This is a genomic window from Comamonas thiooxydans (genome assembly GCF_002157685.2).
Taxonomy (GTDB): Bacteria; Pseudomonadota; Gammaproteobacteria; order Burkholderiales; family Burkholderiaceae_C; genus Comamonas; species Comamonas testosteroni_H.
The window spans coordinates 5,710,159-5,730,147 of the sequence record NZ_AP026738.1 but is presented as its reverse complement, the minus strand read 5'-3'; the positions used below and the strand labels follow the sequence as shown (position 1 = coordinate 5,730,147).

Annotated in this window: 19 protein-coding genes; 16 read left to right on the top strand and 3 right to left on the bottom strand. The window is 63.3% G+C overall.

The genetic code is table 11. From position 1 onward, the window contains the following. Positions 1 to 3: 3 nt before the first annotated feature. The 5 genes from CTR2_RS26675 to pyk all read left to right on the top strand — a co-directional run bounded on the left by CTR2_RS26675 (position 4) and on the right by pyk (position 6,022). On the top strand, positions 4 to 1,032 hold the full coding sequence (locus CTR2_RS26675) for a hypothetical protein (RefSeq protein WP_087085694.1): 1,029 nt from the start codon (positions 4 to 6) through the stop codon (positions 1,030 to 1,032). A 172-nt stretch (positions 1,033 to 1,204) separates the two neighbouring features. Next, on the top strand, positions 1,205 to 2,032 hold the full coding sequence (locus tag CTR2_RS26670) for a TSUP family transporter (RefSeq protein WP_087085695.1): 828 nt from the start codon (positions 1,205 to 1,207) through the stop codon (positions 2,030 to 2,032). A 31-nt stretch (positions 2,033 to 2,063) separates the two neighbouring features. Continuing rightward, the gene (locus CTR2_RS26665; protein ID WP_087085696.1) at positions 2,064 to 3,473 is read left to right on the top strand and encodes an aminopeptidase P N-terminal domain-containing protein; all 1,410 of its coding nucleotides are present in this window, start codon (positions 2,064 to 2,066) and stop codon (positions 3,471 to 3,473) included. Between the two features lie 22 nt (positions 3,474 to 3,495). Further along, the gene (locus tag CTR2_RS26660; RefSeq protein ID WP_087085697.1) at positions 3,496 to 4,275 is read left to right on the top strand and encodes a CPBP family intramembrane metalloprotease; all 780 of its coding nucleotides are present in this window, start codon (positions 3,496 to 3,498) and stop codon (positions 4,273 to 4,275) included. 310 nt (positions 4,276 to 4,585) lie between these two features. Then, a complete protein-coding gene (gene pyk / locus CTR2_RS26655) occupies positions 4,586 to 6,022 on the top strand; it encodes a pyruvate kinase (RefSeq protein ID WP_004340286.1) in 1,437 nt (478 codons plus the stop codon). 159 nt (positions 6,023 to 6,181) lie between these two features. Here the strand turns inward: pyk and CTR2_RS26650 are convergent, their stop codons facing one another. Genes CTR2_RS26650 through CTR2_RS26640 form a run of 3 tightly spaced genes read right to left on the bottom strand, consistent with a single transcriptional unit; the run spans position 6,182 to position 8,177 of the window. After that, positions 6,182 to 6,757, bottom strand: a complete 576-nt coding sequence (locus CTR2_RS26650) for a phosphatase PAP2 family protein (RefSeq protein ID WP_087085698.1) — start codon at positions 6,755 to 6,757, stop codon at positions 6,182 to 6,184. 26 nt (positions 6,758 to 6,783) lie between these two features. Continuing rightward, positions 6,784 to 7,539, bottom strand: coding sequence for a phosphatase PAP2 family protein (locus CTR2_RS26645; protein WP_087085699.1), 756 nt, complete (start codon positions 7,537 to 7,539; stop codon positions 6,784 to 6,786). Between the two features lie 47 nt (positions 7,540 to 7,586). Beyond that, positions 7,587 to 8,177 carry a phosphatase PAP2 family protein gene (locus tag CTR2_RS26640; protein ID WP_087085700.1) on the bottom strand — a complete coding sequence of 197 codons (591 nt, stop codon included), beginning with the start codon at positions 8,175 to 8,177 and terminating at the stop codon, positions 7,587 to 7,589. A 155-nt stretch (positions 8,178 to 8,332) separates the two neighbouring features. Here CTR2_RS26640 and CTR2_RS26635 point away from each other — a divergent pair, with 155 nt between their 5' ends. The 11 genes from CTR2_RS26635 (at position 8,333) to CTR2_RS26585 (ending at position 19,968) form a co-directional block, all read left to right on the top strand. After that, positions 8,333 to 9,028: a response regulator transcription factor gene (locus CTR2_RS26635; protein WP_004340295.1), complete on the top strand. Its 696-nt coding sequence runs from the start codon at positions 8,333 to 8,335 to the stop codon at positions 9,026 to 9,028. A 5-nt stretch (positions 9,029 to 9,033) separates the two neighbouring features. Further along, positions 9,034 to 10,383, top strand: a complete 1,350-nt coding sequence (locus CTR2_RS26630; RefSeq protein ID WP_409021402.1) for a histidine kinase dimerization/phospho-acceptor domain-containing protein — start codon at positions 9,034 to 9,036, stop codon at positions 10,381 to 10,383. 130 nt (positions 10,384 to 10,513) lie between these two features. After that, a complete protein-coding gene (gene fba / locus CTR2_RS26625) occupies positions 10,514 to 11,578 on the top strand; it encodes a class II fructose-bisphosphate aldolase (RefSeq protein ID WP_087085702.1) in 1,065 nt (354 codons plus the stop codon). Between the two features lie 213 nt (positions 11,579 to 11,791). Then, positions 11,792 to 13,468, top strand: coding sequence for a long-chain-fatty-acid--CoA ligase (locus tag CTR2_RS26620; RefSeq protein ID WP_004340316.1), 1,677 nt, complete (start codon positions 11,792 to 11,794; stop codon positions 13,466 to 13,468). A 259-nt stretch (positions 13,469 to 13,727) separates the two neighbouring features. After that, positions 13,728 to 14,261 carry a cupin domain-containing protein gene (locus CTR2_RS26615; RefSeq protein WP_003072476.1) on the top strand — a complete coding sequence of 178 codons (534 nt, stop codon included), beginning with the start codon at positions 13,728 to 13,730 and terminating at the stop codon, positions 14,259 to 14,261. An 8-nt stretch (positions 14,262 to 14,269) separates the two neighbouring features. Then, positions 14,270 to 15,148, top strand: coding sequence for an alpha/beta fold hydrolase (locus CTR2_RS26610; protein ID WP_087085703.1), 879 nt, complete (start codon positions 14,270 to 14,272; stop codon positions 15,146 to 15,148). A 5-nt stretch (positions 15,149 to 15,153) separates the two neighbouring features. Next, positions 15,154 to 15,960 carry an IclR family transcriptional regulator gene (locus CTR2_RS26605; protein ID WP_087085704.1) on the top strand — a complete coding sequence of 269 codons (807 nt, stop codon included), beginning with the start codon at positions 15,154 to 15,156 and terminating at the stop codon, positions 15,958 to 15,960. 42 nt (positions 15,961 to 16,002) lie between these two features. After that, positions 16,003 to 16,803: an aspartate dehydrogenase gene (locus CTR2_RS26600; RefSeq protein WP_087085705.1), complete on the top strand. Its 801-nt coding sequence runs from the start codon at positions 16,003 to 16,005 to the stop codon at positions 16,801 to 16,803. Positions 16,804 to 17,009: 206 nt separating this feature from the next. Then, positions 17,010 to 18,008, top strand: coding sequence for a Bug family tripartite tricarboxylate transporter substrate binding protein (locus CTR2_RS26595; RefSeq protein WP_087085706.1), 999 nt, complete (start codon positions 17,010 to 17,012; stop codon positions 18,006 to 18,008). A 108-nt stretch (positions 18,009 to 18,116) separates the two neighbouring features. Next, complete coding sequence (locus tag CTR2_RS26590; RefSeq protein ID WP_087085707.1) at positions 18,117 to 18,875, top strand: 5'-methylthioadenosine/adenosylhomocysteine nucleosidase; 759 nt, start codon at positions 18,117 to 18,119, stop codon at positions 18,873 to 18,875. A 316-nt stretch (positions 18,876 to 19,191) separates the two neighbouring features. Then, positions 19,192 to 19,968: an SDR family oxidoreductase gene (locus CTR2_RS26585; protein ID WP_087085708.1), complete on the top strand. Its 777-nt coding sequence runs from the start codon at positions 19,192 to 19,194 to the stop codon at positions 19,966 to 19,968. Positions 19,969 to 19,989: the final 21 nt, after the last annotated feature.

Genomic DNA, 19,989 nt, shown 5'->3' with positions numbered 1-19,989 from the left:
GACATGAGCGCACGCAGCATCGACTGGCAAGGCTCGCACATCGTCCACGCCTGCACCGCGCGGGCAGACTGGGGCCAGTTGCTGCTGCTGACCCGGGACGGCGGCCTGCATGCGTTGAAGCTGCCAAGCGGCCGGAGCCAGCAACTGGCGCAGCTGGATTTGCCAGAGTCCACACCGCCTACACCGCACTGGACGCATGGCTTCAAAGTACATTGCGCGCTCAGTGGCAACTATGCGGTGATTGCAGATGATGGAGGCACATTTGGCGTGCTGGTAAATTTGCGTACGGGCGAGCGCGTCGTGCAGCTTTTTGGGGGCGACTACCACCCCAGGACCGTGCCTTTTTCCATCGCATTTGTCCAGCATCAGGGCCGCGATGTGCTGATTCACCGCACGCAGTGGAATCGGCTCGATGCCATGGATTGCGCGACGGGCGAGAACCTGACCGAGCGCGATGGGCTGGCATTCGAGCAGCCGCACTATCTGGACTATTTTCATGGCCGTCTTCTGCCCAGTCCTTCGCAGCAATGGTTGCTGGACGACGGCTGGGTTTGGGCGCCCGTGGGCATTCCCGCCGTGTGGTCGCTGCCCGCCTGGCTGGATGGCAACCGCTGGGAGTCCGAGGACGGCTCCTCGCGCAAGCGGCTGGCCCAGGGCGAGGGCTGGGACCAGCCTTGCGTGTGGCTGGATGACTCGCGCGTCGCGATCTGGAACGTGGGCAACTGGGATGACGATGGCTTTGGCGACTGCCTGCATGCGCCTGGCGTGGTGATCTTCGATATCCATGTGCCTGTGCCCGAGGAGGGCCATGCGGGCCAACTCTGGCCCATGCCCGGCTTGCCGCGCGCCCGGTATCTGCACTGCGTGAACGGTCGCTTGCTGGTGGTGGGTGAAGGGCAGGGCTGGCTCTGGGATGTGCCAACCCGCGAGCTGCTTTGTCACTGGCCGGATTTCGCGCCCCAAGGCTGGCACGCTCAGTGCGGCGAGCTGGTCGAGTGGTCGGCGCAGCAGATCAAAATACTTGCTCCCTAAACTTCCTTGGAACTCATGCCGGCAATGCGCACGAAGCTATGAGTTGAGGCGCCTCTCTGTGGATTGCACGAATGCTTGCCATGGCAAGCATCTGCTATGCTTTTTACTTTTCTGACTGGCGCAACCGGATGCAAATCCACAGTTCCTCTTGTGGCCGTCATCGGGTGAGTGCATGCAAATCGTTTTCTTCATGGCTCTGGTGGGGCTGGCCGCGTTCTGCCAGAACCTCACGGGCTTCGCGTTCGGGCTGATCTTTGTCGGCGTGGCAGGGGCCACGGGCCTGATGAATATTGCCGATGCGGCCAATGTGGCCTGTCTGCTGTCCATCATCAACGGCGTCAGCTATATGCGCGCCTACCGCTTCGAGCCGGACTGGGCCATGCTCAAACCCATGCTCATGAGCAGTGTGCTGGGCGTAGTCGGCGGGGTGCTGCTGCTGCACTGGCTCAGCGGCAATACGCTCAACGGCCTGCGCATGCTGCTGGGCATGGTGATCGTGCTGTGCGCCATGTTGCTGCTGATGCAGAAGAAGGCGCTGGACCAGCCTTCAGGCCCTGTTTCCATGTGGGTGGCCGGCGTGTCGTCGGGGCTGCTCGGTGGTTTGTTTGCCACACCTGGCCCGCCCATGGTCTATCACCTCTACCGTCAGCCGCTGGATCGCATGCTGGTGCGCCACTGCCTGTTTGCCATGTTTGTCTCCTGCTCCTTGCTGCGCGCTGCCATGGTGGCTGTGGAGGGGCAGCTGAACTGGGCGGTCATGGGCTGGACGGCGCTGGCCTTTCCTGTCGTCACGGGCGTGACCTGGTGGAGTGCCAGACATCCGCCTGCCTGGCCCAAAAGGCTGGTGGAATGGCTGGTCTGCGGCCTGCTGATTCTGTCTGGGGCAAGCCTGCTCTGGTCGGGCTGGCGCGCGAGTCAGCCCGAGGCCCTGGTGCCCGGTGATGCGATGGCACTGCTGGCCACCGGGATTCAGACCGACGCAAGGGCAGGAGCGCAATAGCTGACATCCGCAGATGTAAGCTGATGTACAGATGCCCGGCCAGCATTACGATATGCCCATGACTTCTGTATATGCCCAACGCCGCGCACGCTTGGCCGCCCAGTTGGGCGACGGCGGTGTCGCCATCATCCCTACGGCTCCCGAGCTGCATCGCAACCGCGATACCGAGTATCTGTATCGCCACGACAGCTACTTCTACTACCTCACGGGCTTTTCCGAGCCCAATGCCTGCCTGGTGCTGACCAGTGACGGCAAGAGCGTGCTGTTCTGTCAGCCCAAGGATCTGGAGCGCGAGGTCTGGACCGGCTATCGCCTGGGTCCCGAGGCTGCCAAGACCAAGCTGGGCATGACTCAGGCGTTCTCCAGCGATGAAATCAATTCCCGCCTGCCGCGCCTGCTGGAAAACCGTGAGCGCGTCTGGTTCCCCTTCGCCACCCACAAGGGCCTGGCCGAAGAGGTCGAAGGCTGGCTGGGCCAGGTGCGTGCCCGCTCGCGCTTTGGCGTGCTCTGTCCCACACAGCAGGGCGATGCCTGTGTGCTGCTGGACGAGATGCGTCTGGTCAAGGACGCGCACGAGCAGGACATCATGCGCCGCGCCGCGCAGATCAGTGCCCAGGCCCATGTGCGTGCCATGCAGCGCTCGGCCCGCATGATCCGCAATGGCGAGGAGGTGCGCGAATACCATCTGGACGCCGAGCTGCTGCACGAATTTCGCCAGCATGGCTCGCAGTACGTGGCCTACGGCTCCATCGTGGCAGCCGGTGCCAATGCCTGCGTGCTGCACTATCAGGCCGACAAGGCGCCGGTGCGCGCGGGCGAGCTGGTGCTGATCGACGCGGGCTGTGAACTGGATGGTTATGCCAGCGACATCACGCGCACCTTCCCGGCCGACGGCAAATTCAGCGGAGCGCAGCGTGCGCTGTACGACCTGGTGCTGGCCAGTCAGGAAGCGGCGATTGCCGTCACCAAGGCCGGCAAGCGCTTCAACGACCCGCATGACGCCACCGTCGCTGTGCTGGCCCAGGGCATGCTGGACCTGGGGCTGCTGGACCGTACCAAGTACGGCACAGCCGAGGATGTGATCGAGTCGCGTGCCTACTTCCAGTTCTACATGCACCGCACCGGCCACTGGCTGGGCATGGATGTGCATGACTGCGGCAGCTATGTGGAACCCAGCGAGCTGGGCGTGGTCAGCGAGCGCAAGGACCCGATCTCGGGCGAAACCATTGCCAATCGCCCCAGCCGCATCCTGCGCCCCGGCATGGTCACGACGGTGGAGCCGGGCATCTATGTGCGTCCTGCGCCCGGCGTACCCGAACAGTTCCACAACATCGGTATCCGCATCGAGGACGATGCCATCGTCACCGAGACCGGCTGCGAGCTCATCACCCGCGGCGTGCCGGTCAAGGCCGACGAGATCGAAGCGTTGATGCGTGACTGAGAGGCCTGAGCCAGGGTTCATCATGCCGCAGACCTTTACCCACCTGTCTCATCGCGCTGCGGCTAGGCCACAGTCTGCCGCGCGCATGGGCTTGCTGCTTTGGTTGCTGGGTCTGCCAGGCGTGGTGGCACTGGCCTGGACGACGCCGCCGGCCTGGCTGGCCGCTCTGGCCAGTGGCGGCTCCGACATTGTGGTTGGCTGGGCTGCGACGGCGGGGTTGAGCGTTCTGCTGGCGCTGAGCGTGGGCCTGGGGGGCAGGCTGGGCCCGAAGCTGGGCTTGAGCGCACCATTGATTCATGCCGTGGCCGAGGGGCGCATGCCCTGGCGCGGCGTGCGCGTGCTGAGCCTGCCCGGCGTGGCGGGTGGCGTGATCGGTGCCGCATGGCTGGTGACGTTGGCCGTGGTCTGGCCCGAAAGCATGTCTTTTGTGGACCCGGTCTACGGCCTGCCGTTATGGCCCAAGCTGCTCTACGGCGCGATTACCGAAGAGTTGCTGTTGCGTCTTGGCATGCTGACCGGCGTGATGTGGATGTTGTGGAAGGCCTTCGGCAGCCCCCGGCAGCGCCCGGACTGGCGGCTGGGCTGGGCGGCAATTGCATTGGCGGCCTTGCTGTCCGGCTGCATCCCGGTGTTTCTGGACTGGACCGTGGTCGGCGAGCTTCCGGTGCCGGTCGTACTGCAGCTGTTGGTGTGTGAAAGCGTCTACGGGTTGCTGGCGGGCATCATGTTCTGGCGCTACGGACTCGAGGCTGCCATGCTCACGCATGTGGTGACCTATCTGCTCTCGCACGGGCTGATCTGAGGTCCGCACATTTGAACCTGCCGGGCAAAACTGTTTCGACGCGGTCTTTGATGCGCTGCAGCAGGCGCACCGATTCGGGGGCGAATTTCGCTCTTATGCTTCTAAATCAGTAGCTGCAAGCACTTGAAATATCAACATTTCATGGTTTATTCACTGTGATCTAAAGAAAAGGCATGCGCAAGCAGCTACTGTTTTTGCTGTGCTGCAGCTGGCTTGCACTGCGCTGTTACGCTGTGCAAGATGCAGTCATGTAACCGCATTCGTGCCAGAATTGAAACCCGATTACATTCCATCGCGAGAGAGACATTTCATGCAAGTGAGTCGTGCTACCAAGATCGTCGCCACACTGGGCCCCGCTTCCAGCGATCCGCAACTGCTTGAACAAATGGTGCGCGAAGGCGTGAACGTCGTGCGCCTGAACTTCAGCCATGGCAAGGCGCAGGACCATATCGACCGTGCCACCATGGTGCGCGAGGCCGCCCAGCGTGCAGGCCGCGAAGTGGCCATCATGGCCGACCTGCAGGGTCCCAAGATCCGCGTCGGCAAGTTTGCCGAGGGCAAGGTCATGCTCGAGCCCGGTGAGCGCTTCGTGCTCGATGCATCGCGCACCGAACTGGGCGACATCAACGGCGTGGGCCTGGATTACAAGGAGCTGCCCCGTGATGTGAAGGCGGGCGATGTGCTGCTGCTCAACGACGGCCTGATCGTGCTGACCGTGGACGCAGTGCGCGGTGAAGAGGTGCACACCGTCGTCAAGCTGGGTGGCGAGCTGTCCAACAACAAGGGCATCAACAAGCAGGGTGGCGGCCTGACGGCTCCCGCACTGACCGCCAAGGACATGGAAGACATCAAGACCGCGATGTCCTTCCAGGCCGACTACGTGGCCGTGAGCTTTCCCAAGAACGCCACCGACATGGAAATGGCGCGCCAGCTGTGCAATGTGGCCGCTGCCCAGTACGGCCACAAGCCCGGCCTGATCGCCAAGATCGAGCGTGCCGAGGCCATTCCACGTCTGGAAGAGATTCTCAAGGTCTCCGACGGCATCATGGTCGCCCGTGGCGATCTGGCCGTGGAAGTGGGCAATGCCGCCGTGCCCGCGCTGCAGAAGAAGATGATCCGCATGGCGCGCGACATGGACAAGGTGGTGATCACCGCGACCCAGATGATGGAGTCCATGATCACCAACCCCGTGCCCACCCGTGCCGAAGTGAGCGACGTGGCCAATGCCGTGCTGGACGGCACCGATGCCGTGATGCTGAGCGCCGAAACCGCTGCCGGCAAGTACCCGCTGGAAACCGTGCGTGAAATGGCCGCCATCTGCGCCGCTGCGGAAGCGGCCGAAGACCGCGTCAAGGATGCCGACTTCAGCAACAGCCAGTTCAAGCGTACCGACCAGGCCATCGCCATCGGCGCGCTGTTCACCGCTCATCACCTCGGTGCCAAGGCCATCGTGGCGCTGACGGACTCCGGCTCGACCGCGCTGTGGATGAGCCGTCACCGCATCCATATTCCCATCTACGCCCTGACACCCAAGCTGGCCACGCAGCGCAAGATGGCGCTGTACCGCAACGTGCGCCCTCTGCTGATGGACACCAGCGCCGAGCGCGACATGGCGCTGGACCAGGCCAAGGGCCATTTGCTGGCCCGCGGCATCGTGCAGTCCGGCGATGTGTACGCCATCACCTGCGGCGAGCCCATGGGCCAGCCCGGTGGCACCAATATGCTCAAGATCTGCAGGGTGGAGTGAGCCCCCTGGGCGGCTATGCCGCTTCCCCCGAGGGGGGACGGCATCTTCGCTGCGAGGCGGCTCTTGCTCGATGTCTCTGACTTGAAGCATGCCTCATCAAGAAAGCTGCCAGCGCTTTATGCATAAGCGCTGGCAGCTTTCTTTTTTTGATGGCGTGAATCAGCCGAGCTGGGGTTGCAGGCGGCGTTTGAGCTGTTGGCGACGACGGGCTTGTTTAATCTGCAGGGCGCTGCGCCAGACCAGCACGGCGCTGGCGGTACCGACCAGCATGCCGGCCAGAACGTCCGACGGGAAATGCACGCCCAGCACCACGCGGCTGAGTGCCACGCTGGTGGCGAGAAGCCATGCGACAACAACCAGCCAGCGCTGATGTCTGCCCACACCCAGGTTGACGCCCTGAGCCAGGGCAAAGGCGCCGGCGGCGTGCATGCTGGGAAAGCTGGCGCTGGCACCATGTGATATCCACTGCATGCCCATGCCCAGTTGCGCCGGCCTGGGCATGGGAAAGCCCCAGCGAATCAGACGGCAGGTCACCCAGGCACATGCCATGGACAGCAAGGCCAGTTGCAGGCTGCGCCGCCAGCCTTTGCCAAGTGCCAGCATGGCGGCAATTACGGGCAGGGCGCATAGGCCGGGCAACCAGTTCGAGGCAAAGCGCGAGGCCTGAATCCACCACAGCGGGCTCTGGGTGTTGGCATTCAGAAAGTGAAATACGGGGGCATCGAAAAGCAGCATGAATGACCTTTGCGTGTGTGCTGCGCTCAGTCCTGGGCAAGCAGTTCGTCGGGAGAAAGGGCTGCATCCGCCGGTGCCTGGTGCGCCAGGCGGCGGGTGGTCAGCAGATCGCAAAACCAGCTGGCCGTCCAGCACAGCCAGGCGGTCCACAGCGTGTGGCTCATGAAGTGAGCGCCGCGCATCTGTTGGGCCAGGCCCAGGGCAAAACCTGCAACCAGAGCAGTGGCAAGCCACAGGCGCGCTACGCGCGGCAGGTCGTGGCGCAGCGCGAAGTAGCCGCTGATGAAGGCAAAGCCCGCCGAGGCGTGACCGGCCGGAAAGCAGTGGCCGCCGCCGCCATCTATGACACCCCAGGCCCAGTGCGAGACATAGTGTCCTACACCGCCGAAGTCGGCGAGGTCCCAGGGGCAGCTGGTCACGCTGATGCGTTTCATCAGCGCCATGATGATGAGCGAGACCAGCGCGCCCACCACCAGTTGTATCCGGCGTGGGTAAGACACTTTTCGCATCCAGCCGATAGGCCACCAGATCATCAGGCTCAGCCCCATGACGATGGCCCAGGCCAGTTTGCGCGCACCTTCATGGGCAATGTTGACCATGAACCAGTCGTTCTGCAGGGCAAAGCCCTGGCTGCTGCCAAACCAGTGCGCCATGGGCATGTCCAGGCTGCTCATGTCCCAGGCCAGTATGCAGGTCAGGGCAATGACGGTCCAGCTCAGCAGGGCTGGAGCGGAGGCTCGGCGAAGAGGAGGGAGGGGGAGCGAGGGGGCGGACGACTTCATGGCCGCCACGATAGAAAGCGCTTCTTAACAAGCGCTTAAGAGCAGGCTCAGCCCTGGGCCGCCCATGCGCTGCGCAAGCGCTTGAGATGCGGCATGACGCGCAGATGACGGCGACGACGCAACTGGAAGGCGATATGCCAGACGATGAGCGCACCGCTGATGCCTACCAGCGCGCCGGCCATCAGATCGGACGCAAAGTGCACCCCCAGATGGACGCGGCTCCAGGCGATGCCGATGGCGGCTATCCAGGCCAGCCAGACCAGCGGCTTGCGGTGGCGGGTTGCGCCCAGGCTGAGGGCCATCGCCAGGGCAAAGGCTCCGCTGGCATGCAGGCTGGGAAAGCCGGCACGTCCGCCATGCTGAATCCATAGCGTGCCCAGATTGAGCTGGAACGGGCGCGGAGCCGGGAAGCCCCAGCGTATGAGTCTGGCGATCAGCCAGGCCGTGGCCATGGACAGCAGCAGCATCAACATGGTGCGGCGTGTTGCCGGTGAGCCGAACACCAGGGCGATGAGGACAAGAATGCCGCTGAGATTGGGCAGCCAGGCCGAGAGTGTTCGTGCCAGCTGGATGCTGAACCAGTGCGTCTGGGCATCGGCATTGAACAGCGCAAACAGAAATGGATCGAAGAAGAACATGAAGGCGCTGCGGCAGATTGCGGCAATGGAGGGTGGCCGATGTTAAAGCGAAATGCTGGCTTGCGGATGTCAAGCCCATGCGCAAGCAGGGGAGGTGGGCATCGGCGTTGACCGGCCAGTTGAGCGGATTGCGGATTGCCGCGCACAATGCGTGCATGCGAATTCTGGTGGTCGAAGACAACGAAGGCATTGCAGCAGGGCTGCGAACCAATCTCATGCAGCGCGGCTATGCGGTGGATGTGTGCGCCAGCGTGGCCGAGGCCTGGCATGCCCTGAGTGCCGAGCGCTTCGATGCCGTGTTGCTGGACCTGGGTCTGCCCGACGGTGATGGCAGCGAGGTCGTGCGCCGCCTGCGCCTGCAGACAGGCCGGCCCGGTGTGCCGCAACTGCCCGATCCGGCCACGCCGGTGCTGATCCTCACGGCACGCGATCAGGTGCAGGACCGGGTCGCGGGGCTCAATCTGGGCGCCGATGACTATCTGGTCAAACCCTTTGACATGGACGAGCTGGAGGCCCGCTTGCGCGCCATGATGCGCCGCGCGGCCGGTCAGGCATCGCCGGTGATCCGCCATGCGGATCTGGAGGTGGACCCGGCTGCCCGCACCATCAGGCAGGCGGGGCAGAAGGTGGAGGTTTCACCGCGCGAATTTGCCGTGCTCTGGGCCTTGTTGCTTGCGCGCGGGCGGGTGCTGTCGCGCCCGCAAATCGAGGAGCATCTCTACAGCTGGGGCGATACGGTGGAGAGCAATGCCGTGGAGGTCTATGTCCACCATCTTCGCAAGAAGCTGGGCCAGAAGATCATTGTGACCATGCGCGGTGTGGGCTACTTCATGCCGCAGGAGCAGGAGTGAAGGCCATCCCGCAGACCGGCATGCGCCGCAGCTCGCTGCAGCTGAATCTGCTGGCCTGGGTGCTGGGCGCGCTGGCGCTGGTCTGGGGCAGCTTTGTCATCTGGGGCTACCAGACAGGGGTGCACGAGGCCGATGAGCTGACCGATGGACACCTGGCAGGAGTGGCTGCGCTGACCTTGAACTGGCATGTGCAGGACGATGTGCCGGTCGGGCAGACCACGGCTGTCCAGCCGCCTGCAGGCCTGCACGCCCACGACTATCAGGAGTCGCTGAGCGTGATGCTCTGGAATGCGCAAGGCCTGCTGATCTCGCGCACCGGACAGGCGCCTTTACCGAATTTCGACATCGAGCAGGGCTTTGCCACGATTGGTGCGGATGAACGCAAGGCCTGGCGCAGTTATACCCAGTGGAGCCATGACAGGACAGCCAAGGTCACGGTGATGATTGACCTGGCCGAGCGCGACAGTCTGGCCGACGACATCGCCATGCAGATGATAGAGCCAGGCTTCTGGCTGCTGCCCGTGATTGTGATTGCGCTGGGTGTGGCCATGCGCCGCGGCATGCGCCCGCTCAATCAGCTCACGCAGCGCGTGGAGGCGCTGGATCTGAGTCGTGACCAGCGTCTGTCCGACGCCCATGTGCCGCGCGAGCTCTCGCCCATGGTCAGCTCCATCAATACCTTGCTCGACCGCCAGCAGGAGGCATTGGAGCGCGAGCGCAATCTGGCCAATGAAGTGGCCCACGAACTGCGCACGCCTCTGGCCTCCATCGCTTTGCAGGCCCAGGCACTGAAGTCGGGGGGGCAGACCGATACCGCTGTCATGCAGGCCGCGCTGCAGCGCATCGGTCAGGACGCCCTGCATGCCGGCCATGTGCTCGATCAGTTGCTGACTCTGGCCCGGGCTGGACGCGGCATGCTGGATGCGCCTTTGCAGACCGTGAACTGGGCCGATGTGGTGCGCAATGTGGCGGCGGCGCAGGCCCAGCATGCCTGGCAGCGTGAAGACATGATCTCCGTGGAGGCCCCGCAGGAGCTGCCAGTGCGCGGCAATGCGCTGCTGCTCGATTCGGCCCTGCGCAATCTGGTGGAAAACGCTGTGCGTCACACGCCGACGGGCACGCAGATCGAGGTGCAGGCCGGCCTTGACAGCGTCCAGGAACGGGCCTGGGTGCAGGTCTGCGATGACGGCCGACGTGATGCCGCACCGGTACATGTGCCGCCCGTGGACAGCCTGCATCTGGGCCATGAAATCGTCAGCCGTGTCATGCAGGCCCATGGCGGGCGCTTCATGGTGGCCGAGGCACCGCAAGGCTTCACCACCTGCTATCGCATGGAAATACCGCTAGCCGGTTAAAATGCCCGGTTACTAAGCGGTTACCGAAGTGTGGCCGCTGGTCTTTCCCCGGGCCACAGCTGCAGTGCGGCGCACTGCAGTGATTCATCGCCGGGGGCGTTGCCTCTCAAAACTTTGAACGGAACCCACCATGCCTTTGATCTCGATGCGCGAAATGCTGGACCATGCTGCTGAAAACGGCTATGGCATCCCCGCCTTCAACGTGAACAACCTGGAGCAGGTCCAGGCCGTGATGTCGGCGGCTGACGAAGTCGGCGCGCCCGTGATCCTGCAGGCCAGCGCCGGTGCCCGCAAGTACGCCGGTGAGCCCTTCATCAAGCACCTGATCCAGGCGGCCGCCGAGATGTACCCCCACATCCCCCTGGTGATGCACCAGGACCATGGCACCACGCCTGAAGTCTGCCAGGGCGCGCTGAACCTGGGCTTCGGCTCGGTGATGATGGACGGCTCGCTGATGAGCGACGGCAAGACCCCTTCGTCCTTCGACTACAACGTGGACGTGACCCAGAAGGTGGTGGCCATGGCCCACCAGATCGGCGCCACCGTGGAAGGCGAGCTGGGTTGCCTGGGCAACCTGGAAACCGGCGAAGCCGGCGAAGAAGACGGCATCGGTGCCGAGGGCAAGCTGGACCACAGCCAGATGCTGACCGACCCCGAAGAAGCCGCCGTGTTCGTCAAGGCGACCCAGCTGGACGCGCTGGCGATCGCCATCGGCACCAGCCACGGCGCCTACAAGTTCAGCCGCAAGCCCACGGGCGACATCCTGGCGATCTCGCGCGTCAAGGAAATCCACGCCCGCATCCCCAACACCCACCTGGTGATGCATGGTTCCTCTTCCGTGCCCCAGGAGCTGCTGGCCATCATCAACCAGTACGGTGGCAAGATGAAGGAAACCTACGGCGTGCCCGTGGAAGAGATCCAGGAAGCCATCAAGTACGGCGTGCGCAAGATCAATATCGACACCGACATCCGTCTGGCGATGACTGGCGCCGTGCGCAAGTTCCTGGCAGAGAACCCCGACAAGTTCGACGCCCGCGAATGGCTCAAGCCTGCCCGCGAAGCGGCCAAGCAAGTCTGCAAGGCCCGCTACATCGAGTTCGGCTGCGAAGGCCAGGGCGCCAAGATCAAGGGCTATAGCCTGGAGCAAATGGCCAAGAAGTACACCGCCGGCGATCTGGCCCAGCTGGTCAAGTAAACTCAAGTTTGATAGCTGTCAGCGCTTTATCAGTAAGCGCTGGAGGCTGAAAACATTTAAAGCCCGCAGTCTGATGCCTGCGGGCTTTTTTCATGGGTTTTGACTTCTGTTACCAAGGTGACCCGGCTTGTTTCCTAGGGTTACTACAGTATCGAACGACCGTGCTTTTTATCACAATGGCCGGATCAGACGATAAGACACGGAGACAGAAGAATGAGTGACCGTCCTTGGCTGAATGCATATCCAGAGGGAGTTCCTGCGGACATCGATGCGTCCCAGTATCCATCGCTGGTGGCCTTGATGGAAGAGGCATTTGCCAAGCATGCCGACAAGGTGGCCTATTCCTTCATGGGCAAGGAGCTGACCTTCGCCCAGGTCGATGCGCAGAGCAAGCTCTTTGCCGCCTATCTGCAAAGCCTGGGGCTGCAGCGCGGCGACCGCGTGGCGCTGATGATGCCCAATATTCCCCAGTACCCGGTGGCCGTGGCCGGGGTGCTGCGTGCCGGCTATGTGCTGGTCAACGTCAACCCGCTCTACACGGCACGCGAGCTCGAGCATCAGCTCAAGGATTCGGGCGCCAAGGCCATCGTCATCATCGAGAACTTCGCCAAGACGCTGCAGGACGGCATGCATGGCAGCGCCGTGCAGCACATCGTGCTTTGCGCCATGGGCGACGAGCTGGGCCTTTTGAAGGGCATGCTGGTCAATTACGTGGTGCGCTCCGTCAAGAAGCTGGTGCCGCCTTTCAGCCTGCCCGGTGCCGTGCGCTTCAAGGATGCACTGGCCAAGGGGCGTGGTGCGACCTTGAACGCACCGGTGCTCAAGGCAGACGACATGGCACTGCTGCAATACACGGGCGGCACCACGGGCGTGAGCAAGGGGGCTGTGCTGCTGCACAGGAACATCATCGCCAACGTGCTGCAGTCCGAAGCCTGGAACGAGCCTGCCATGAAGAAGGTGCCGGCCGGCGAACAGCCCACCAGCATCTGCGCGCTGCCGCTCTATCACATCTTCGCGTTCACGGTGAACATGATGCTGGCCATGCGTACCGGCGGCAAGACCGTGCTGATCCCCAATCCGCGCGATCTCAAGGCCACGCTCAAGGAGCTGTCCAGACATCGTTTCCACAGCTTTCCGGCCGTGAACACCTTGTTCAACGGACTGGCCAACCACCCCGACTTCGGCACCGTGGACTGGAGCCATCTCAAGGTCTCGGTGGGCGGCGGCATGGCCGTGCAGAGTGCCGTGGCCGAGCTGTGGCTCAAGAAGACCGGCTGTCCCATCTGCGAGGGTTACGGCCTCTCGGAAACCAGTCCCTCGGTGACCTGCAATCCGGTCACGGCCACGGCTTACTCGGGCACCATAGGCGTGCCCCTGCCCAGCACCTATGTGAAGCTGGTCGGCAGCGACGGCCAGGACGTGAGCGAGCCGGGTCTGCCCGGTGAAGTCGCCGTGCTGGGGCCGCAGGTCATGGCTGGTTACTGGCAGCGCCCTGACGAGACCGCCAAGGTCATGACGGCCGATGGCTACTTCCTCACCGGCGACATCGGCACCATGGACGAGCGCGGCTTTGTGAAGATCGTGGATCGCAAGAAAGACATGGTCATCGTCAGCGGCTTCAATGTCTACCCCAACGAGGTCGAGGACGTGGTCTCCAACTGCCCCGGCGTGCTGGAGTGCGCGGTGGTCGGCGTACCCGACGAAAAGTCCGGCGAGGCCATCAAGCTCGTCGTCGTCAAAAAAGACCCGGCATTGACGGAGCAGGCCATCCGCGACTACTGCCATGCCAATCTGACTGGCTACAAGCGTCCGCGCCACATCGTCTTTCGCACCGATCTGCCAAAGACTCCCGTGGGCAAGATCCTGCGCAGGGAGCTGCGCGACGCTTGAGAGTTTTTCATCTTGTCCTTCAAGGCGAGTTCACAGGAGCGCTTGGCGCTCCTTTTTTTATGCCTGTTTTCAGGTCGGTGCCTGTGTGGGCGGGGGCAAACGCCGCACCGATACCTGTCTCCACCGCAGCAACAAGGAAATGTGCTTGTTGATATCGGGCAAGTCTTCTTATAATTGTTTCGCCAAATGAACCTGGTTTTATTAGTAAAACAAAAAGCAAATCGCTTTTTGTGTTCTACAACGGTTTCAGGAGAGACATATGAGCGAGATCGCACAAGACAACAGCGCCCGTACTTGGGATCGCCCCGAGGGCTCCAGCTTTGAAGACTGGATGAGCACACGCATTGCGCGCTTTGCCACGCGCAAGTACGACTTCGATGCCCTGAAGTTCCAGGCCGACTTTGATCCCAAATACCGCCGCGGCCAGATGCGTTACATCGGCACGGGCGGCACGGGCGTGGCCTCCGACAGCAACACCATTCCGTCGGAGAACTTCACCTTCTCCACCATGGTGATTCCCGCCGGCCATGAAGGCCCTTCGCATCTGCACACCGATGTGGAGGAAGTGTTCTTCGTGATGCGCGGCAAGCTCAAGCTGGTGCTGGAAAAGGACGGCGAGCGTTTCGAGACCATCCTGACCGATCGCGATGTGGTTTCGGTGCCGCCCGGCGTCTACCGCGAAGAGATCAATGTCGGTGATGAGGATGCGCTGATGTGCGTGATGTTGGGCGCCAAAAAGCCCGTCACCCCGACCTATCCACCCGAGCATCCTCTGGCCAAGATCAAGCGCTGAGCTTTGTCATGCACGAGGATTTGCTGTCGCTGAAACTGCAGCAGCTGCAGACCGGTTTTCCCGAGCGGCTGGTGAAGCTTCCGCAGAAGGCCCAGGTCGCCTGGCGCGAGGCAGGCGACGCCGGCTCCGATTTCGCGGTGGTGCTGCTGCATGGCATCAGCTCCGGGGCTGCATCCTGGCTGGATGTGGCGCTGCAGCTGGCTGACAAAGTGCGTGTCCTGGCCTGGGATGCGCCCGGTTATGGCGTGTCGACGCCGCTGGCCCAGCCGGCGCCTGCCGATGCCGACTATGCGCAGACGCTGGCCCAGTCGCTGCTTGTGCTGGGCGTGCGGCGCTGCATGCTGGTCGGACACTCGCTGGGCGCCCTGATGGCAGCCAGGCTGGCTGCCATGGCCGCACCAGGACTGGTCGAGCAACTGGTGCTCATCAGTCCGGCAGGCGGCTACGGCGCCCCAGCCAAGGCCGAGCAGCAGGCCAAGGTGCGCGAGGGTCGTCTGGCTTCGCTGGCCGAGAAGGGTGTCGCCGGTCTGGCGGCCGTCATCGATCAGCGCCTGGTGTCCTCCGAGGCTCCTGAAGCCGTGCGTGCATGGGTGCGCTGGAATACGGCGCGCATGCAGCCGCAGGGCTATGCGCAGGCGGTCGAGCTGCTTTGCGGCAGCGATCTGGCACAGGCACGGGGCAGGCTTGGCATGCCGGTCGAGGTTTGGGTCGGCGAGCACGATGTCGTGACTACACCTGCAGCTTGCAAGTCCTGGTCCGAAATGCTGGGCGCGCACTACGGTACGCTTGCGGCTGCCGGTCATGCTTCACCCGTGGAACAACCAATGGAGGTCGCGCATAGGCTGGCATCTTTGTTGAACCAAAGCTATTGCCCTAATACCAGCTGATTGCTATGAGCGAAACCCCTGAGATTTCAACCAACGAACAAGATCGTTACACCGTGCCAGCTCTGGATCGAGGACTGCGCCTGCTGGCCTGCTTTGGTCCGGCGCAGCCGGTCTGGAGTGCGCCCGAGCTGGCGCGCAGCCTCGAGCTGCCGCGCTCCACGGTGTTTCGCATGTTGACCACGCTTGAAAACTCGGGGTATCTGCAGCGCAGCGGAACCGAATACCGGCTCGGTCTGGCCGTGCTGCGCCTGGGCTATGACTACCTGTCCACCCAGCCGCTGGCGCAACTGGCCGAGCCTGTGCTGCAGGCCTTGTGCGAGGAGCTGGGCATGACCAGCAATCTTGCATTGCGCGACGGCACTTCCGTGGTCTATGTGGCACGCGTCACTCCGTCCGGAGCATTCCAGGGCGCTGTGCGCGTGGGATCGCGTCTGCCGGCGCACGCGACGGTGCTGGGACGAGCCCTGCTGCATGACATGGATGCCGCGCAGCTGCGCTCGGTGTTTGGCGGCGAGGAACTGCCCCAGTTCTCCGAGAGCACGCCGCGCAATATCGACGAGCTGCTGCGCCTGCTGGCCGAGGATCGCGAGCGTGGCTATGCCATGGGCGAGGGCTTTTACGAGCCTGGCGTTTCCAGTATTGCAGCGCCGGTGCGCGCCGCAGACGGGCGGGTGGTAGCGGGGCTGGCCATGGCCATTCCGTTTACCGAGTTGGGGCCCGAAAAAACCCAACTCTGGGTGCAGAAGGTGCAGGAGGCGGCAGAGACTCTGTCCGCTCATTTGCGCCAGCAGCACCCGGACCATTTGCGCTGACCCCGATCACGCCGGGCCAGCGCATTTTTCAGGAGGCTAGAGATGAAAAATATTGCTTTGATTGGCTGCGGCGCGATTGGCTCCAGTGTTCTGGAGCTTTTGAGCGGAGATACCCGGTTGCAGGTGGGCTGGGTACTGGTTCCCGAGATTACGGCAGCCGTGCGCGAGACGGCTGCCCGCCTGGCGCCACAGGCGCAGCTGCTGCAGGCCTTGCCCGCTGACGCGGTGCCGGATCTGCTGGTGGAATGCGCGGGTCACGCAGCCATCGAGGAGCATGTGCTGCCGGCCCTGGCGCGCGGCATTCCTGCGGTCATCGCATCCATAGGCGCTTTGAGCGCGCCGGGCATGGCCGAGCGCGTACAGGCTGCGGCCGAGGCTGGCAAGACGCAGGCCCAGCTGTTGTCGGGCGCCATCGGCGGCATTGATGCCCTGGCGGCGGCGCGTGTCGGCGGACTGGACACGGTGGTCTACACGGGCCGCAAGCCGCCCAGAGCCTGGAGCGGCACTCCGGCCGAGCAAGTCTGCGATCTGGAGGCCTTGACCGAAGCCTTTTGCATCTTTGAAGGCACGGCCCGCGAGGCGGCCCAGCTCTATCCCAAGAATGCCAATGTGGCGGCCACGCTGTCGCTGGCGGGCCTGGGCCTGGACAAGACCATGGTGCGCCTTTTCGCCGACCCGGCCGTCGATGAAAACGTGCACCACGTCGAGGCGCGCGGCGCTTTCGGCGCCATGGAGCTGACCATGCGCGGCAAGCCGCTGGCGGCCAACCCCAAGACATCGGCGCTGACCGTGTACAGCGTGGTGCGCGCCGTGCTCAACAACGTGGCTTCCCTGGCCATCTAACCCGGTACTGACCCGTTCCAGCCATGTGCCGTGCCGGTGGCATCGGTCTTGCTTGCGTGCTTGCAAAAATGCGCGCAAGCACCGCCCATCTGAGCATGGCATCCATGGTGTCAGGTCTTTGCCCGCCGGCCTTTGCGCTGCATCAAGCCTGATGCGCATCGGCATTTAGCCTTTTTGAAATTTCCGTTCTCCCAGGAGACAAGACCATGCAACGTTCCGCCTTCCTCAAGTCCTGCCTGGCGCTGGCCTGCACCGCTGCGCTGCCCGCCGCCATGTCCCCGGCCTTCGCTGCCAGTGCCGCCGAACAGCTGTCCAGCGGTCAGTTCACCATCATTGCGCCGTTCCCCGCCGGCGGCGCGGTGGACATCCTGTCCCGCATCCTGGCCACAGGCCTGACCGAGGAGTACAAGCAGGCCTCCATCGTCGACAACCGCCCCGGTGCCAACGGCAACATCGGCATCGACATGGTCAAGCGCGCCAAGCCCGACGGCCATACCTTGCTGGTCGTGCCTCAGGGCAACCTGACCATCAATCCCACGCTGATGCCCAAGCTGCCCTACAACGTGTTCGGCGACTTCGTGCCCGTGGCCTCCATGGGGCGTGCGGCCAATGTCATCGTCGTCAATCCGCAGGTGCCGGCCAAGACCATCCAGGAGCTGGTGGCCCTGTCCAAGTCCAAGCCCAATTCGATCAGCTATGCCTCGCCCGGCGTGGGCTCCAGCCTGCACCTGGCCGGCGAGTTGTTCAAGGACAAGTCGGGTGCCGACATCATGCACGTGGCCTACAAGGGCTCGGGACAGGGCCTGAACGATGCCCTGGGCGGTACCATCCCCATGCTGATCGCCAACATGCCCACCGTGCTGCCCCATGTGCAGTCGGGCAAGCTGCGCGCCCTGGCCGTGACCGATGCCACGCGCTCGAGCTTCCTGCCCAATGTGCCGACACTGGCCGAGGCTGGTGTTCCGGGTATTGCCGTTTCGTCCTGGTATGGCGTGCTGGCTCCGAAGAACACACCGCCCGAAGTGGTCAAGCAGCTGGCCGAGGACATCGACAAGGTCATGAAGACCCAGGCCGCGCAGAACCAGCTCAAGGCCCAGGGCATGACCCCCTGGGTGGTCAAGGGCGATGCCTTTGGCGAGCTGATCCGCAAGGAGACCGCGCTGTGGGCGCCCGTGGTCAAGAGCCACAATATCGTGGCGCAGTAAACCGCCATGCTCTAATCGCGCCTCTTGCGCTTCCCACAAAAGCGGCCCTGTGCCGCTTTTGTGCTTTCACCAGGGCCGCCTGGCCCATGTTCCGGAGTACCCCCATCCATGACGCTTGCCATTCTCAGCGCTCTTGCCGAAGAACAACACGGCCTGGTCGACGCCATGCAGGACATGCAATGCCTGCGCCATGCCGGGCGCGATTTCTGGCTGGGCCGGCTGCATGGCCACGAGGTGGTGTGCGCGTTGTCGGGCATCGGCAAGGTGGCCGCTGCCACCACCACCGCCGCGCTGATCGAGCGCTTTGGCGTGCGCGGCATTCTGTTCACCGGCGTGGCTGGCGGCATCGGCGCCGACGTGAACGTGGGCGATGTGGTGATCGCGCGGACTTTCCTGCAGCATGACATGGATGCCTCGCCGATCTTTCCGCGCTGGCAATTGCCCGGTTACGGCCGCAGCACCCTGGCCTGCGACGAGGCGGCGACGGACCGACTGGTGCAGGCCGCAGACTCGGCGCTGCGCTCGGGCATCGTGGCTTCATATGCTTCGGCCTGCGTCCATGAGGGCCTGATTGCCAGCGGCGATCAGTTTGTCAGCTCGCGCCAGGCCAGCGCACAACTCAGAGCCGATCTGGAGGCAGCCGGCCATGCCGTGCTGGCCGTGGAGATGGAGGGCGCTGCCGTGGCCCAGACCTGCCTGGATTACGGCACGCCATTTACCGCAATGCGCACCATCTCGGACCGGGCGGACGACAGCGCCCATGTGGATTTTTCGGATTTCGTGCGCACGGTGGCAAGCCGCTACGCGCAACGCGTGGTGCTGGACTTTCTGCGCCTGACGCCCGCGAAAAAGCAGACTGTTTGCTAATCTTTTAATAGCTGTAAGCGATTGATAAATATGAGTTTTAGGGTGTTTTAAACCTGAGCTCATTCATTGATAGGCGCTATAAGCTATTGGTACTGATGACTTCTGATCCAGCCTGCCGACAACTGCGGGCCGGATACCTTTTGTTGCTCCGTTTTCCTTTCAACCGCGCTTGTCGCGGTTTTTTTACGCCCGTATGTCGCTGTGGTGTGCTGACTACGGGTTTCTCCGGGTATTGACTCAAAACAAGGCTCACTAAACTGCAGGCTTGTTTCAAGAAAAAAGTGTCATTTCATATTTGAAACAAACAAGGTTTAAGATGACCCTCAACACCATGCCTTCCACCGGTCAGCTCGCTGGGCGCCGGATCCTTGTCACCGGCGCTGCGCGCGGCCTGGGTTTTGCTTTTGCGCAGACGCTGTGCCAGCAGGGGGCGCGGCTCGTCTTGGCCGATCTGCGCGCCGAATTGCTGAGCGAAGCAGTTGCCAAGCTGCGTGCCATGGGCTTCGAGGCTCACGGCGTCGCCTTTGATGCGAGCAACCCGGCTTCCATAGAACAGTGCGCACAGCAGGCCGTGCAGACGCTCGGCGGTCTGGATGGCCTGGTCAACAACGCGGCCGTGACGGACTCCGGCGGCAAGGGTATGGACGACATCGCCCTGGAAAAATGGGATCAGGTGATGAACGTCAATGTGCGCGGCGTCTGGCTGATGACCCGTGCCTGCCGTGCGGCGCTCAAGGACAGCGGGCGCGGCGCCATCGTCAATCTGGCTTCCGACACCGCCATGTGGGGCGCCCCCAATCTGATGGCTTATGTGGCCAGCAAGGGCGCCGTGATGGCCATGACGCGCTCCATGGCGCGCGAGCTGGGCGCGGATGCCATCACCATCAATGCCGTGGCTCCGGGCCTGGTTCTGGTCGAGGCCACCGAGTACGTGCCCGAGCACCGTCATCGCCTCTACATCGACCAGCGCGCGCTGCAGCGTGAGCAAGGGCCAGAGGATGTTTCGGGTGCCGTGTCCTATCTGTTGTCGGACGGTGCGCGCTTCGTGACGGGGCAGGTCCTGCCCGTCAACGGCGGCTTCGTCATGAATTGAAAAATGAAGAGCCCCCTGAGT